The sequence below is a fragment of the Ereboglobus luteus genome (genome assembly GCF_003096195.1).
GTDB classification, from domain to species: Bacteria; Verrucomicrobiota; Verrucomicrobiia; order Opitutales; family Opitutaceae; genus Ereboglobus; species Ereboglobus luteus.
Genome location: NZ_CP023004.1, coordinates 2,523,195 through 2,536,297, shown reverse-complemented (window position 1 = coordinate 2,536,297; position 13,103 = coordinate 2,523,195). Strand labels below are relative to the sequence as shown.

12 protein-coding genes are annotated in these 13,103 nt (G+C 60.5%); 8 read left to right on the top strand and 4 right to left on the bottom strand.

Features of this window, described 5'->3' with window-relative positions; all coding sequences use genetic code 11:
• Positions 1-186: 186 nt before the first annotated feature.
• Complete coding sequence (gene pyk, locus CKA38_RS09430; RefSeq protein ID WP_108825245.1) at positions 187-1,632, bottom strand: pyruvate kinase; 1,446 nt, start codon at positions 1,630-1,632, stop codon at positions 187-189.
• A gap of 335 nt (positions 1,633-1,967) precedes the next feature.
• On the opposite strand from pyk, the gene ndk reads away from it, so the two are divergent.
• On the top strand, positions 1,968-2,408 hold the full coding sequence (ndk, locus tag CKA38_RS09425; RefSeq protein WP_108825244.1) for a nucleoside-diphosphate kinase: 441 nt from the start codon (positions 1,968-1,970) through the stop codon (positions 2,406-2,408).
• 223 nt (positions 2,409-2,631) lie between these two features.
• Here the strand turns inward: ndk and gpmI are convergent, their stop codons facing one another.
• Both gpmI and CKA38_RS16395 read right to left on the bottom strand, forming a co-directional pair.
• A complete protein-coding gene (gene gpmI, locus CKA38_RS09420; protein ID WP_108825243.1) occupies positions 2,632-4,242 on the bottom strand; it encodes a 2,3-bisphosphoglycerate-independent phosphoglycerate mutase in 1,611 nt (536 codons plus the stop codon).
• A 69-nt stretch (positions 4,243-4,311) separates the two neighbouring features.
• A complete protein-coding gene (locus tag CKA38_RS16395; RefSeq protein WP_152032769.1) occupies positions 4,312-4,527 on the bottom strand; it encodes a hypothetical protein in 216 nt (71 codons plus the stop codon).
• Between the two features lie 113 nt (positions 4,528-4,640).
• Between CKA38_RS16395 and CKA38_RS09410 the strand changes: the two genes are divergently transcribed.
• From CKA38_RS09410 to CKA38_RS09395, 4 genes are all read left to right on the top strand, one after another.
• On the top strand, positions 4,641-5,519 hold the full coding sequence (locus tag CKA38_RS09410; RefSeq protein WP_202863890.1) for a DMT family transporter: 879 nt from the start codon (positions 4,641-4,643) through the stop codon (positions 5,517-5,519).
• 185 nt (positions 5,520-5,704) lie between these two features.
• On the top strand, positions 5,705-6,850 hold the full coding sequence (locus CKA38_RS09405; RefSeq protein ID WP_236918983.1) for a ferrochelatase: 1,146 nt from the start codon (positions 5,705-5,707) through the stop codon (positions 6,848-6,850).
• 169 nt (positions 6,851-7,019) lie between these two features.
• A complete protein-coding gene (locus CKA38_RS09400; RefSeq protein ID WP_236918982.1) occupies positions 7,020-7,658 on the top strand; it encodes a MotA/TolQ/ExbB proton channel family protein in 639 nt (212 codons plus the stop codon).
• Positions 7,655-8,062 (top strand): ExbD/TolR family protein, encoded by a 408-nt coding sequence (locus CKA38_RS09395; protein ID WP_108825240.1) that lies wholly within the window; start codon positions 7,655-7,657, stop codon positions 8,060-8,062. Before CKA38_RS09400 ends, CKA38_RS09395 begins: the two co-directional genes overlap by 4 nt.
• Before the next feature lie 89 nt (positions 8,063-8,151).
• On the opposite strand, the gene CKA38_RS09390 is transcribed toward CKA38_RS09395, so the two are convergent.
• Positions 8,152-8,847 (bottom strand): hypothetical protein, encoded by a 696-nt coding sequence (locus tag CKA38_RS09390; RefSeq protein WP_236918981.1) that lies wholly within the window; start codon positions 8,845-8,847, stop codon positions 8,152-8,154.
• A 61-nt stretch (positions 8,848-8,908) separates the two neighbouring features.
• On the opposite strand from CKA38_RS09390, the gene CKA38_RS09385 reads away from it, so the two are divergent.
• The 3 genes from CKA38_RS09385 to CKA38_RS09375 all read left to right on the top strand — a co-directional run bounded on the left by CKA38_RS09385 (position 8,909) and on the right by CKA38_RS09375 (position 13,078).
• On the top strand, positions 8,909-9,568 hold the full coding sequence (locus tag CKA38_RS09385; RefSeq protein WP_108826522.1) for a metallophosphoesterase: 660 nt from the start codon (positions 8,909-8,911) through the stop codon (positions 9,566-9,568).
• Positions 9,569-9,628: 60 nt separating this feature from the next.
• A complete protein-coding gene (locus tag CKA38_RS09380) occupies positions 9,629-12,172 on the top strand; it encodes a DEAD/DEAH box helicase (protein ID WP_108825239.1) in 2,544 nt (847 codons plus the stop codon).
• A 114-nt stretch (positions 12,173-12,286) separates the two neighbouring features.
• A complete protein-coding gene (locus tag CKA38_RS09375) occupies positions 12,287-13,078 on the top strand; it encodes an amino acid ABC transporter substrate-binding protein (protein WP_425482499.1) in 792 nt (263 codons plus the stop codon).
• The last annotated feature ends 25 nt before the right edge of the window (positions 13,079-13,103 follow it).

Here is a 13,103-nt window from a genome sequence, read left to right as displayed (position 1 = left end):
AATGGCAGGCCTCCGGCATTTTCAATCATAAAGTTGCGCTGATTGGGAATACCGTGGGCAAGTGGCCGACAATGAAGTGGCAGGCAGAAATTCAAAGGCGTCCACCATGGTCGTGTTTTCAAAGTATATTGCGGCAAAGCCGCGGGTGACTTTATGCCTGCCACCCACTACGACTCGCCACTGCCGTTACCGCACTGTTCGCAATTGCACGCTGTCAACGAGACGGTCGTGCGAAAGGATGTCGGTGACCACCACCAGCTTGTCCCCGATGTCCACTTGCTTGGTGTGTTTCAAATGCGCGATGGCATGGTCAATCGTGTCGTCGGGATTCGCCTCGAACGGCATCAGGATTCCGATGACCGAGCGCAACAATCGCAACTGGCGCAGCGTTTCCACATACGGCGTGAACGCGATGATCGGCGCGCGGCCCGGGCGCAGCGCCGCCAGCCCGCGCGCAATCACGCCCTGCCTCGTGAAGGTGATGATGCGCGCGTCGTCAATCTCTCCCGCCATCATCGCGGCCGAGCGCAGCACTTTCAGTTTTTCGGGAATCGCCGGAATCTCGACTTTGACCAGCCTGGCCTCCCCCGTCTCCAATTGCTCGATGCGCCGCGAAATTTTGTCGAGGTATTCGATGCTTTCGATCGGATATTTGCCCACGGTTGTTTCGCCCGAGAGCATCACGCAATCCGCGAGCTCAAAGACGGCGTTTGCCACATCGGTAATCTCCGCGCGCGTGGGCATCGGTTGCGTGATCATCGACTCGAGCATGTGCGTGGCGATGATGACCGCCTTGCCGTGGCGGAGGCAGGCCTGCACCGCCTTGCGCTGGATGATCGGCAGCTCCTCGACCGGACACTCGATGCCGAGATCGCCGCGCGCCACCATGAGCGCGTCGGTCGCCATCACAATTTCGTCGAGGTTCACGATGGCCGACTGGTCCTCGATTTTTGCAATGATGCCCGCCTTTGAATCCTGCTTCTTGAGAAAATCGCGCAGCGTCTCGATGTCCTTTGCCTCGCGCACAAACGACAGCGCCACAAAATCAATTCCCTCCTCGATGCCGATGATCGTGTCGCCCTTGTCCTTGGCCGTGAACGAGGGCAGGTTGACGCGCACGCCGGGCAGGTTGATGTGGCGCTTCGATTTCAGCTCGCCCGGAATCAGCACGCGGCAGCGTATGCGCGCGTCCTGTTTTTCGAGCACTTCCAGGCGAATGAGCCCGTTGTCAACAAGCACGGTGTCGCCGACCTTCACATCGTTGACGAGGTCCTTGTAATTCACATGCACGGAGCGGATCTCCGTGCTGCTTCCGCCATCGTCGCCCGGCTGCATGGTGAAGTCGAAAATCTCGCCCGGCTTGAGTTCGATGGGCGCGGCGACATCGCCGGTGCGAATTTCCGGCCCCTTGATGTCCATCATGATCGCCACCTCGCGCCCGACGCGCTGCGAAACCCCGCGAATGCGGCGGATGATTGTGCGCGTCCAATCGTGCTTGGCGTGGGCCATGTTGAGCCGGAACACATCCGCCCCCGCGCGAATGGCTTTCTCGAGCATCTCCTCGCTTTCGGTGGCGGGCCCGAGGGTCACGATAATCTTGGTTCGGCGAAAACTGGCTGCGGATGGGTTCATATTATATTAAACAGTCAAACAACCTTTGAACAAGAATGCGGGCTTCGCAAGCAATGCATCAAGAAAAGCCCCTTCGCAAAACAAGCGCGGCGCGCCCGCACGCCGGGAATCGGAGACCGCAAAAATGGCGGTTGGAGGAATGTCACTGTTGCTCGAAACAGCAAATCCGCCCTGCCAAAAACGGCCATGCCATTTATGAAAACGAATTATTATTACCCGCGTTTGGGGCATTTTTGCGCCAAATAATGCAACAAAAAAGGGTTTTTCGACTCAATATACGCAGATCTTGCTTCACTTTGTGCGTATTTATTTCGTAACTTGCCTGACTCACCTACATGCAAAGAACATTTATCATATTTAAACCAGACTGCCTCGACAAAAAACTTGTCGGCACTGTCCTTGCCCGTTTTGAGCAGGCTGGTTTTTCCATTATCGGCTGTAAAATGATGATCCTCACGCCGGCGCTGCTTCGCGTTCACTACGCGCACGTCACCCATTTTCCATTTTACCCGAAACTCGAGCAGTTCATGAGCTCGCGTCCGGTGGTCGCAGTCGCGCTTCAAGGCGAAAATGTCATCGCCCGCGTCCGGGAGATGCTCGGCCCCACCGATTCCTCAAAAGCCCCCAAGGGCACTATTCGCGGCGACTTTGGCGAGTCCGGCATGATCAATGTCGTGCATGCCTCCGACAGCGTCGAAAACGCGGAAATCGAAATCAAGCGGTTCTTCAAGCCCGAGGAGGTTTTTGAATTGGAACCCGCCGCCCAAGCGCGCTAGTCCGCGCCCATTAGGGCGGTTTTGGTTTATTCAGTCACATTTTGAGGTAGGGCTAACCGTCCCGGTGCGCCGGGAATGCCACGGCTCAACCCAAGGCTTCACCCTGCCCAAAGGCATTTTGCTGCGATAAGTTTATCGCCAGAAAACAACCAATCTGAGCGGCTCGGAATGTTTTTGGAAGGCGGCCGCGCAATGATCGCGCCGGCCGCCTCCGGAATCCGAATCAATACGGGGGACGGGTTTCCTCGTCCACGACCAGGCTCACGCCGGACATTTCGTCGGGCTTGGGCAGGCCCATGAGCGCGAGAAGCGTCGGGGCGATGTCGGCGAGGCGTCCGCCTGTGCGCATCTTGGTTTTGCGCGCGGAATATTTTTCACCGACGACAAACACTTCCACGAGGTTGAGCGTGTGCGCGGTGTGCGGGCCCTTGGCGGAGGGGTCATACATTTGTTCGCAGTTGCCGTGGTCGGCGCAGACGACGGCGCTGCCTTGCATTTGCGCGACTGCCTCAAGGAGTTCGCCGACGCCCTTGTCGGTCGCCTCGACCGCCTTGATCGCGGCGGGGAGCGAACCGGTGTGACCGACCATGTCGGGATTGGCGTAGTTCACCACGACGAGCGAGAACTTGCCCGAGAGAATCGCCTCCTTGGAGAGACGCGTAACCTCGGTAGCGGACATTTCCGGCTGCATGTCGTAGGTCGGCACTTTCGGGCTGGCGGGACACGCGCGCTCCTCGCCCGGGAACGGGTCCTTGCGATAGTTGTTGAAGAAGAAGGTGACGTGCGGGTTCTTCTCGGTCTCGGCGCAGCGGAACTGCGCGAGGTTGGCGTTGCTGACAACTTCACCGAGGATGTTTTTCAGCTTGGGCGGTTTCGGAAGAATCACATGCACGGGCAGGCCGGTTTCATATTCGGCCATCGTGGCGAAATAGAGGTCGAGTTTCTGGCCGCGATCGAAGCCGTCGAAATTGTCGAGGACAAAGGCCTTCGTGATTTCGCGGGGACGGTCGCCGCGGTAGTTGTAGAAGACAACGGCGTCGCCGTCGGCAATCGAGGCAACCGGCTTGCCGTCGGCGCCGAGGATGGCGGTCGGCGCGACAAACTCGTCGCCCTTTTGCGTCTCGCTGAGGGGCTTGTCGTAGTATTGCTGGACGGCGGCGATCGCGTCCGGCGCGGTGGCGACGGCGGCGCGGCCCGTGAGCAAATCGTATGCCTTGCTGACGCGCTCCCAGCGATTGTCGCGATCCATCGCCCAGAAACGTCCGCACACCGTGGCGATGCGGCCGATGCCGAGCTCCTGGCACTTGTCCCCGACTTGTTTCACAAAGCCGATGCCGCTGGTCGGGGGCGTGTCGCGCCCGTCTGTGAAGGCGTGAATGAAAACCTTGTCCGGCGCGACACCGTCGGCCTTGGCTTGCGCAAGAAGCCCGTAAAGGTGCTCGAGCATTCCGTGCACGCCCGCGTCGGAAACGATGCCCATGAAGTGCAGATTGGAACCGCGGGTTTTGACGCGTTCGAGGGCTTCCTTCCAAACGGTGTTTTCGGCGAGGCGTTTTTCGGAGAAGAGTTTATTGATGCGGACGAGCTCCTGGTCGACGATGCGGCCCGCGCCGATATTTTCGTGGCCGACCTCGCTATTGCCCATCACGCCGTCGGGGAGGCCGACGTCGAGGCCGCTCGCCTTGACAAGCGTGCAGGGGTATTTTGCGTGCAACATGGCGTCGGTCGGGCAATTGCCAAGTTCGACGGCATTAAAAGCGTGCTGCTCGGCGTGGGGATTTTTCCCCCAGCCGTCGCGGATGATGAGAACAACGGGCTTCTGTGGTTTGCTCATAAGAATTTAAGAAACGCGCATTAAAACAACGCTACCGCCGTAACAAAAGGCAAAAATTCCCGCCTAAATTCACCACAATACGACCAATCTCGCGCCTCCACAGGGAACGGTTTTCTTGGAAAAGAGGACAGCTCCGGGCATCCCTGTTTGCATTTTGGCGCGCAACAAATCCCCCTTAACGAACGCAACAGCCCACAGCCCCATCCCCGGGGCGCCGGTGTCGTTTTTTTGAAAATAGCCGACGCGCATCAGAGCTTGTTCTTGCGGCCGGTGTGATTTTTCCAAATGTAAAAAAATCTAACGACGTCAAAAATCACCTGCCAAAAATTCCTGAAGATCAACCATCCAGCGCTTGGAAGATACCGGCCCCGTTGTCACATCCATGCCGCATTCATGCAATGAATTCGAAATTTTCCAAATTGGCCGTTTTCGCCATCATGTGCGCGTTTGTGCTGCTATGGGGCAGCGCGGCGATCTTTACCCGGTGGGCGCTCGATCATTCCTCCGTGTTTGCGGTCCTCATCCTGCGGTTTTCCCTGGCGCTCGGCGCGCTGCTGCTGATCGGTTTGCGAGGCCGCCGCTGGCTGCCCAAGCCGGGAACCCGCTGGCAGGTCGCCGGGGTCGGACTGCTTTTGATCGGATGTTATTCAGTCTGCTATTTTCAGGCCATGGCGCACGGAATCACCCCCGGATTGCTGGCCACGCTGATGGGTGTGCAGCCGGTTCTTACGTTGCTGCTGACTGAGCGGCGATTCTCGTCATGGCGCCTGCTCGGATTGCTCTTGGCGCTGGGCGGACTGGTGCTCGTGGTTTTCCAAAGTTTGGTGATGGCCAGGTTGTCCGTGCTTGGCATGCTATTCGCGCTTGGCGCACTGCTGTGCATCACCTTTGGCACGCTGTTGCAGAAACGGATCCAGCAACCATCCATTGAAGTCCTGCCGCTGCAATATCTCGCGACGCTGGTGCTGTGCCTGTGTTTCGTCCCGTTCCAACCGTTCCATTTTGAGCTCAACCTGAGTTTCATAATACCGCTGCTTTGGCTGGGTCTGGTGATTTCCGTCGGGTCGCAACTTTTGCTATACCGGATGATCCGCAGTGGAAACCTGGTCAACGTCACCAGCCTGTTTTACCTCGTGCCGGTGGTCACCGTGATTCTCGATTTCGTAATCTTGGGAAATGTCATGCCCTTGCTTGCAATCGCGGGCATGGTGGCGGTTTTGACGGGGCTGGTTTTGGTGTTTCGCATCCAGCCACCGAACACGGAGCGCCCGCAATAGTTGACAACGGGAGAAAGGAAACCACCCGGCGCGCCCAGGCCGCGCGCAAGGCCTTGCTATTGCGCAACCCCGTGGAAAAGCCGGCCCGCGTATTGTTAACAACAGCCAACATCGTTGACATTTTTGGCGATCCGTCGGGCAATTCGCGCCGCAATCAAACAAACCGACCACACCGCCCGCCGCCCATGTCCAAACGCGCAGTCCTCCTCGTCAATCTCGGCTCGCCCGATTCGCCCGCCGTGGCCGATGTGCGCGCTTATCTCTCCGAGTTTTTGGGCGACCCGCGCGTGATCGACCGTCCGCGCGCGCGATGGCTGCGGTCGTTGCTTGTGAACCGGATCATCATCCCGAGGCGCGTCGAAAACTCGGCCCATGCGTATGCATCGATCTGGACGGAGAAAGGCTCGCCGCTGGTCGTGACCTCGATGTCGGTGCGTGAAAAACTGGCGGCGGTGCTGGGCTGCGATAGCAGGGCGAAGCCTCCGGCTGAGCCGGAATCGGCGGCGACTGCGAATGCGCCAATCGAGACGCCAAGCAACGGCTCACCCGGAGGGTTCGCCCTACCCTCGCCACCGACGGTTTATCTCGCCATGCGCTACGGCAAGCCGTCCATCGCGTCGGTGGTCGCGCAAATGGCCGCGGACGGCGTGGGGCATGTTTTGCTTTTCCCTCAATATCCGCACTACGCGATGTCGTCGTGGGAAACGCTCGTCGTGGAGGTTTATGCGCAGGCCGCGCGGCTCGCGCCGCAAATGCGCATCGACTGCGTGCAGCCGTTTTACAAGGACGACGATTATCTGGCCGCGCTTGTCGAGTCGGCGAAACCGTATCTCGCGCAACCGCACGATCACCTGCTGATCAGTTTTCACGGAATCCCGGAGCGCCACCTGCGCGAAGCCGACAAATCGCGCGCGCATTGCCTGTGCGCGAAAGACTGCTGCGAAGTCGATTCGCCCGCGCACGCGACGTGTTATCGAGCCCAAGTGCTCGGAACCGCGCGCGGATTTGCCGCGCGCGCCGGAATCGCGCCGGAGCGGTATTCGATCACCTTCCAATCGCGCCTCGTCGGCGAACCGTGGCTCTCGCCCTACACCGACGAGACCCTCGCGCAACTACCCGCCCGCGGCATCAAGCGACTGCTCGTGCTCTCGCCCGCCTTCGTGACCGACTGCCTGGAGACGCTCGAGGAACTCATGGTTGCCGGACAAAAAACCTTCCTCGATGCCGGCGGCGAGTGCTTCCAACAAATCCCGTGCCTGAACGACCAGCCGGCGTATATCGATTTTCTGGCGAACCGCGCGCGGCAATGGATGCGCCCGGGAACGGCTTGATGTCACGAAGGCGCGCGCTTGCGAAGCAAAACGCGTTTCGCGCCGGAATTTCGAGTCGCGCGCGATTTTGGCCCAAGTCGTTTTTCTTATCGCAGGGAAGGGCCAAAAAAATATTCTGAACATTTTTCTATAAAACCGCGTCAGATCACGCCATACATTCACGACATACATGTTAATGACGACCCTCCTTTCCGCCATTGATGGCATGCGCATCATCAAGGAAGCCGGCCTGCTCGCCTACCCGCTCGGTTTCTGTTCCGTCGCCGCAATCTTCATCATCTGCGAACGCAGCATCGCGCTCCGCGAATCCGCCATCATCCCGATCGACCTCGCCGACTCCGTGCTCGGCGGGCAAAACATCGTCTCCGGCACGCACTCGGCGCTCGGACGCATCATCGGATTTGTCGAACGGCATCCGGGCGACATGGAGGGCGCCAAGGCCTACGCCCGCCTCGAAGTCATGAAAATGGAGCGCGGCGTCAGCTACCTGGATGTCATTTACACGGGCGCGCCGCTCATCGGGCTGATCGGAACGGTGTCCGGCCTGCTCGCAGCGTTTTCAAAAATCGACCCGGTCACAAAAATGCCCGACCCGGTGCAATTCACCGAAAGCGTCGGCTACGCGCTCTCGGCCACGTTGCTCGGTCTTGTTGTCGCGGTCATCGCGCTGATCGGCAACGGCTACCTCCAGCGACGCATCGACGCGCAGGCCGCCAAGCTCGACGTGCTCCTCGAGCGCGTGCTCCAGTATCGCAAAACCGACGGCGGCGACGCCTCCGAGGGCAACCAACTCACCAAGTCCGCATGAGCGCAACGGGATTACGCGTCAAACGCCGCCACCGGCCCGAACTGCCGCTGGTGCCCCTGATCGACGTGCTCGTGCTGCTCGTCTTTTTTGCGTTTGTGACGATGCGTTTCGCCAACACGCAAACGCTCAACCTCACGCTCCCAAAAGTCGACACCGCCGGCTCCAACCAGTTCAACGTCGAGGGCGTCACCATTGCGATTGAGAAAGACGGCACAATCCTTTTCGGAGGCAAACCAGCCACAGAAGCCCAACTCGTCGATCTGCTCCAACAAGTGAAACAGGTCAGCCGCGACATTCCCGTGCTGATCAGCGCCGACGAGGACACCCCGCTCAAAACACTCGCCTTCGTGATGGATGCCTGCCGCAAAACCGGCCTGAACAAATTCAGCCTGCAATCGCGGTAGGACGAAGCCCCAGGCGGGGTCGATTTTGCATGCCGCATTGTTCGCGGCTCACCGGGACAGGGTTAAACTGTCGCTTTGCTCGGAACGCCCTACCCTTCCTGCGTCACCGGCTTCTCGTCGTCCTGCTGCTCCTGCGAATCTTGCGCCGGCTCCTGCTGCGATTCCGGCACGTCCTGAGAAATCGCTACTTCCGTCTCCGGTTCTTGCGGCGATGCGGGCTCGGCTTCCGTTTCGGCTACGGCCTCCGCTTTCACTTCCGCCTCCGGCTCCGTTTCCTTCGGTTCGCCACCGCCCACGAGCACGCTCAGCTGCTCCTGCACTTGCATGAAAAATTCCGGCGTCAGCTCGCCGCCCGGCACCTCGATCATTTGTTTTGTTTTTGCGTGCTCGTAGAGATTCTTGCTTCCGTCCGCCGAGCGACCTTTCGGGCGCAACACGCGTTTTCGCTCCAGCATCAGCGCCAGAAACTTCACCAGCCGCTCCGTCTCCGGCGTCAGTTCCGTTGCCGGATCGACCAGCGTCATGAACAGGTTTTCCGCGGTCAGCTTGAGCTCGCGCTCCGGGTTTTCGTTGGCCTTGCGCGGCTTGTATTCGCGCACCCAGCGGCACATCAACGGCCCGTCGGCGACGAAGTTGCCCGCTTCCGACTCCAGCATGTCGCGCCTCATAATCTCATCCGGATTCTGCCGCCCGCGCAGCAGCACGCTCACCACGCGCCGCCCCTCCACGAAAGGCTGCTGCGAAACCCAACAAACGGTTGCCTGAGGCTGTATCGATATTTCCATCACCCAACTTGTTTACTTGAGGCGGCCCGTGCTGCCAGTCAATTTCTGCAAATCGAAAAAAATGACCGGACGCATCATCGCCATCGGAGACATCCACGGCTGCCACCAAGAATTTTCAGACCTGCTCGCCCTTCTCAACCTCGCGAAAGACGACCGGCTCATCCTGCTCGGCGACCTCGTCAACCGCGGCCCCGACTCCTGCAAGGTCATCGACCTCGCGCGCCAGCACCACGCCACCGCCCTCCTCGGCAACCACGAGCTGCGCCTCCTCGCCTACCACAAAACCAAGGATCCCTCGCATCTCCGCGAAACCGACATCGACACCTTCTCCAAGCTCCGGCCCGCCGACTGGGAATACATCGGTCAAATGCCCCTCACCCACCACGAGGAAACGCTCAACACCGTCTTCGTGCACGGCGGTTTTCTTCCCGGAATCCCCTGGCAAAAACAATCCGCGGAAACCGTCACCAACATCCAGGTCATCGACGCCGGGGGCCGCCCCCGCAAGCGCGCCGACGCGCCCAACGCGCCCTTTTGGGCCGATCTCTGGAGCGGCCCGCCCTTTGTCGTTTACGGCCACACTCCGCGCCCTGAAACCTACAAGCTCAAATGGTCGCTCGGCATCGACACCGCGTGCGTCATGGGTGGCGCACTCACCGCCTACATCCTTCCCGAAAAACGAATCGTGCAGGTGAAGGCCCGAAAAAAATATTTCCCCTGACTCCGGCAGTGACGCGGGCCGCCTGCCCGGCAATCCTGATATCCAATTCTCTTCTCGCTGATGCTCCGTATTTATCTGCCGCCCAATCTTCCCGCCGCCGCCGCGCGCGATGCGATTCCGATCAAACTCGAAATCGATCTCGCCGCTCCGCCAGCCGCGGCATTGCTCCCCGCGCTCGCGCTCATCCAAACGTGGTGCAACTCGCAAAAACCGCCCGCCTTCATCCAACTCACCCGCGCCCAACTGCGCCAGCTCATCGCCGCCCTCGCCGGACAACCGCTGTTTTTCTGGATAAACAAACCCGCCGTTTCTCTCGCATGGAATGACGCCGCCCTTCAAGGCGCCAGCGAGCATTTGCAAGAGGCCGGGGAACCGGAGGCAAGAATTCCAGAGGCCAGAAAGCCAGAAAGCGGCAACCGAAAACCCAACCTCTCCGCGTCTTCCTCCTCCGGCACTCTGGCATCCGGCCTTCTGGTCGACGGCTCCGAGCACTACCTCGCCATCTCGCTGCCCAGCCGCGAATCCGTTTCCTACCACACAATACTCGATTTGCTCAAAACCAACGGCTTCGCGCTCGAACCGTCGAATCGCAAATGGTGGCTGCGCAACCGCCACAAAGTCCTGAATTTCCTCGCCGCCCACGGCGACGATCTCCGCGACACCTACCACGCCGGGTTCACCGACAACTTCAAGAAGAACACCGCCCGCATCACTCGCGCCGAAGTTGCCTGCGACGCCACGCCCGCCGCCTCCGGCGGCTACGACCTGACCCTCGGACTCCGCGCGGAGGGTGTGTCCGAAAACAAAATACACGACGCCATCGCCTCCAGCCGCTCCTATCTTGAGGACGCCGAAAACAAACGCATCTACCTCGTCCCGCCCGCGCAACTCGACCGGCTCGCGCGCGCGCAAAACGCCCTCGCATCGGACAACACCGGCCTTGCGCCCGCCGCGCGCCGCACGCATCGCATCCCCGCCGCCGCGCTCGCCGAGGCCGAGGGCATAATCGAGGAAATCGCCCCGCACTTCCAGCCGCCCGCCGCCTGGCGCGCGCGCAGCGAGGCGCTCCGCAATCTTTCCAAGCTCGCGCCCGCGCCCCTGCCCGCGCAACTCGACGCCCTGCTCCGCCCCTACCAGCGCATCGGCGCCGCCTGGCTCTGGCATCTCCGCAACCACAAGCTCGGCGGAATCCTCGCCGACGAGATGGGGCTCGGCAAAACCCTTCAGGCGCTCGCGCTACTCGCCGCCGCGCACTCGGAATCACCGGGCTCCGGCGCGGCGCCCGGTCTCGTCGTGTGCCCCGCCAGCCTCGTCGAAAATTGGCGGCGCGAGGCCGCGCATTTCACCCCGCGGCTCCGCGCATTCATCCATCACGGCAACAACCGCCTCGCCCGCGCGGCCGACGCGGCCTCGCACGACCTGATCATCACCTCCTACGGCACGCTCGCCCGAGACAGCGCGTTTTTTTCAAAAATCGAATTCGACATTCTCATCGCCGACGAGGCCCAGCATCTCAAAAACCGCCGCACGCAAAACGCGCGCACACTCCGATCCCTTCGCGCCCGCTCGCGTTTTCTGCTCACCGGCACGCCGCTCGAAAACTCGCTCGACGACCTCCGCTCGCTTTTCGAAGTCCTGATGCCCGGCTACCTCGCCCCCGTTCCGCCCGGCGCGCGCGGCGACGAACGCGCATGGCACGACGAGCGCCTCCGCGCCCGCACCGCGCCCTACATTCTGCGCCGCACCAAGACCGCCGTCGCCCCCGAGCTTCCCGAGAAAATCGAGCAGGTCATCTACTGCGAACTCGAGCCCGCCCAAGCCGCCCTCTATCGCGACGTGCAGCAAAACACCGAGCGCGAACTTCTCGCCCTCGAAACCAGTGGCGCCAGTGAAAACGCAATCCGCCTCGCCACGCTCACCCAGCTTCTCCGCCTCCGCCAAGTCTGCTGCGACCCGAGGCTGCTAGGTAGGGCGAAGCCTCCGGCTGAGCCGGTGCGGGATGCGGCTCACCCGGAGGGTTCGCCCTACCCTGACAGCGGCTCCTCCACCATCCTATCTCCGGACTCCTCCAATTTTGCCTCCGCGAAACTGGCCGCCTTCCGCGAAATCCTCTCCGAGGCCATCGACGACGGACACCGCCTGCTCGTTTTTTCCCAGTTCACAAAACTCCTAGCACTCGTCCGCGAGGAGCTCGACGCGCAGCAAATCCCCTTCGCCTATCTCGACGGCTCCATGTCCGTTCGCGCGCGCCAGGCCGAGGTTGACCGCTTCAACAATCCGCCCGCCGGCGCGCCCGAACCTCCCGTTTTTCTCATCTCGCTCAAGGCCGGCGGCACCGGCCTCAACCTCACCGCCGCCGACACCGTCGTGCACTTCGACCCGTGGTGGAATCCCGCAGTCGAGGCGCAGGCAACCGACCGCGCCCACCGCATCGGGCAAAAACGAGTCGTCACCAGCTACAAACTCATTTGCAGCGGCACCGTTGAGGAAAAGGTTCTCCAGCTTCAGGAAAGCAAACGCGCGCTGCTCTCCGACGTCTTCGAGGCAAGCGACGCACTCAGCGCAAAACTCACACTCACCGATCTCAAATCGTTGCTCGCATAATGAAGCACCGCCAAAGCGCGTTTCCAAACAATCGGCCGCGCCCCGCCGGGCGGCTGTGTATGGAACATGCGTCTTGACCTTTCGCCTCTGTTTTAAGTCTATTGACACATGCAAATTAGACTCTTTTCCGTCCTGGTCGCGCTGGCTGCGAGCCTTCTTTTCGCGGCTTGCGGCAAAAATGATTCCGCTCGGACGGGCGCTTCCGGCAGCGCGCAAAACCAAAAAATCGTCGTCGGACTCGACGACAGTTTTCCGCCCATGGGCTTTCGCGACGAGCAGCACAACATCGTCGGCTTCGACATAGACATGGCTCGCGAGGCGTTCAAGCGCATGGGTTGCGCCGTCGAGTTCAAGCCCATCGACTGGAACTCCAAGGAGGCGGAGCTCTCCAGCAAGCGCATCGATGTCATCTGGAACGGCCTCACAATCCTCGAGGAGCGCAAGGAGAAAATCGCCTTCACCGATCCCTACATGGAGAACCACCAAGTCATCGTCGTCTCGTCGAAATCCCCCATTCGCACGAAGGACGCGCTGGCCGGCAAAGTCATCGGAATCCAGGAGGGCAGCAGCGCGATTGACGCCGTCAAGCGCGACACCAAGGCATTTGAAAGTTTCAGTGAAATGAAAACATACGCCGACAACGTCACCGCGCTCATGGACTTGGAAATTGGACGCCTCGACGCCGTCGTCGTGGACGAGGTTGTGGGCCGTTATTACGTCGCCAAAAAACCGGAAAATTACGTCATCCTCTGGGAACACTTTGGCACCGAGGAATACGGCATCGGTGTGCGCAAGGACGACACCGACCTTCTCGAGCGCCTGCAAAATGTGCTCAACGAAATGAAACGGGACGGCACCGCCGTGCACATCTCCCGTGCGTGGTTTGGCGGAAACGTCATCAAATAACACCAAACCCATCCTCGCGTCCCCG

What these genes read in the sequence shown, in the direction of transcription:
- pyk (WP_108825245.1), bottom strand. Translation starts at nt 1,632, where the DNA reads ATGAACCCATCCGCAGCCAGTTTTCGCCGAACCAAGATTATCGTGACC.
- ndk (WP_108825244.1), top strand. Translation starts at nt 1,968, where the DNA reads ATGCAAAGAACATTTATCATATTTAAACCAGACTGCCTCGACAAAAAA.
- gpmI (WP_108825243.1), bottom strand. Translation starts at nt 4,242, where the DNA reads ATGAGCAAACCACAGAAGCCCGTTGTTCTCATCATCCGCGACGGCTGG.
- CKA38_RS09410 (WP_202863890.1), top strand. Translation starts at nt 4,641, where the DNA reads ATGAATTCGAAATTTTCCAAATTGGCCGTTTTCGCCATCATGTGCGCG.
- CKA38_RS09405 (WP_236918983.1), top strand. Translation starts at nt 5,705, where the DNA reads ATGTCCAAACGCGCAGTCCTCCTCGTCAATCTCGGCTCGCCCGATTCG.
- CKA38_RS09400 (WP_236918982.1), top strand. Translation starts at nt 7,020, where the DNA reads ATGTTAATGACGACCCTCCTTTCCGCCATTGATGGCATGCGCATCATC.
- CKA38_RS09395 (WP_108825240.1), top strand. Translation starts at nt 7,655, where the DNA reads ATGAGCGCAACGGGATTACGCGTCAAACGCCGCCACCGGCCCGAACTG.
- CKA38_RS09390 (WP_236918981.1), bottom strand. Translation starts at nt 8,847, where the DNA reads ATGGAAATATCGATACAGCCTCAGGCAACCGTTTGTTGGGTTTCGCAG.
- CKA38_RS09385 (WP_108826522.1), top strand. Translation starts at nt 8,909, where the DNA reads ATGACCGGACGCATCATCGCCATCGGAGACATCCACGGCTGCCACCAA.
- CKA38_RS09380 (WP_108825239.1), top strand. Translation starts at nt 9,629, where the DNA reads ATGCTCCGTATTTATCTGCCGCCCAATCTTCCCGCCGCCGCCGCGCGC.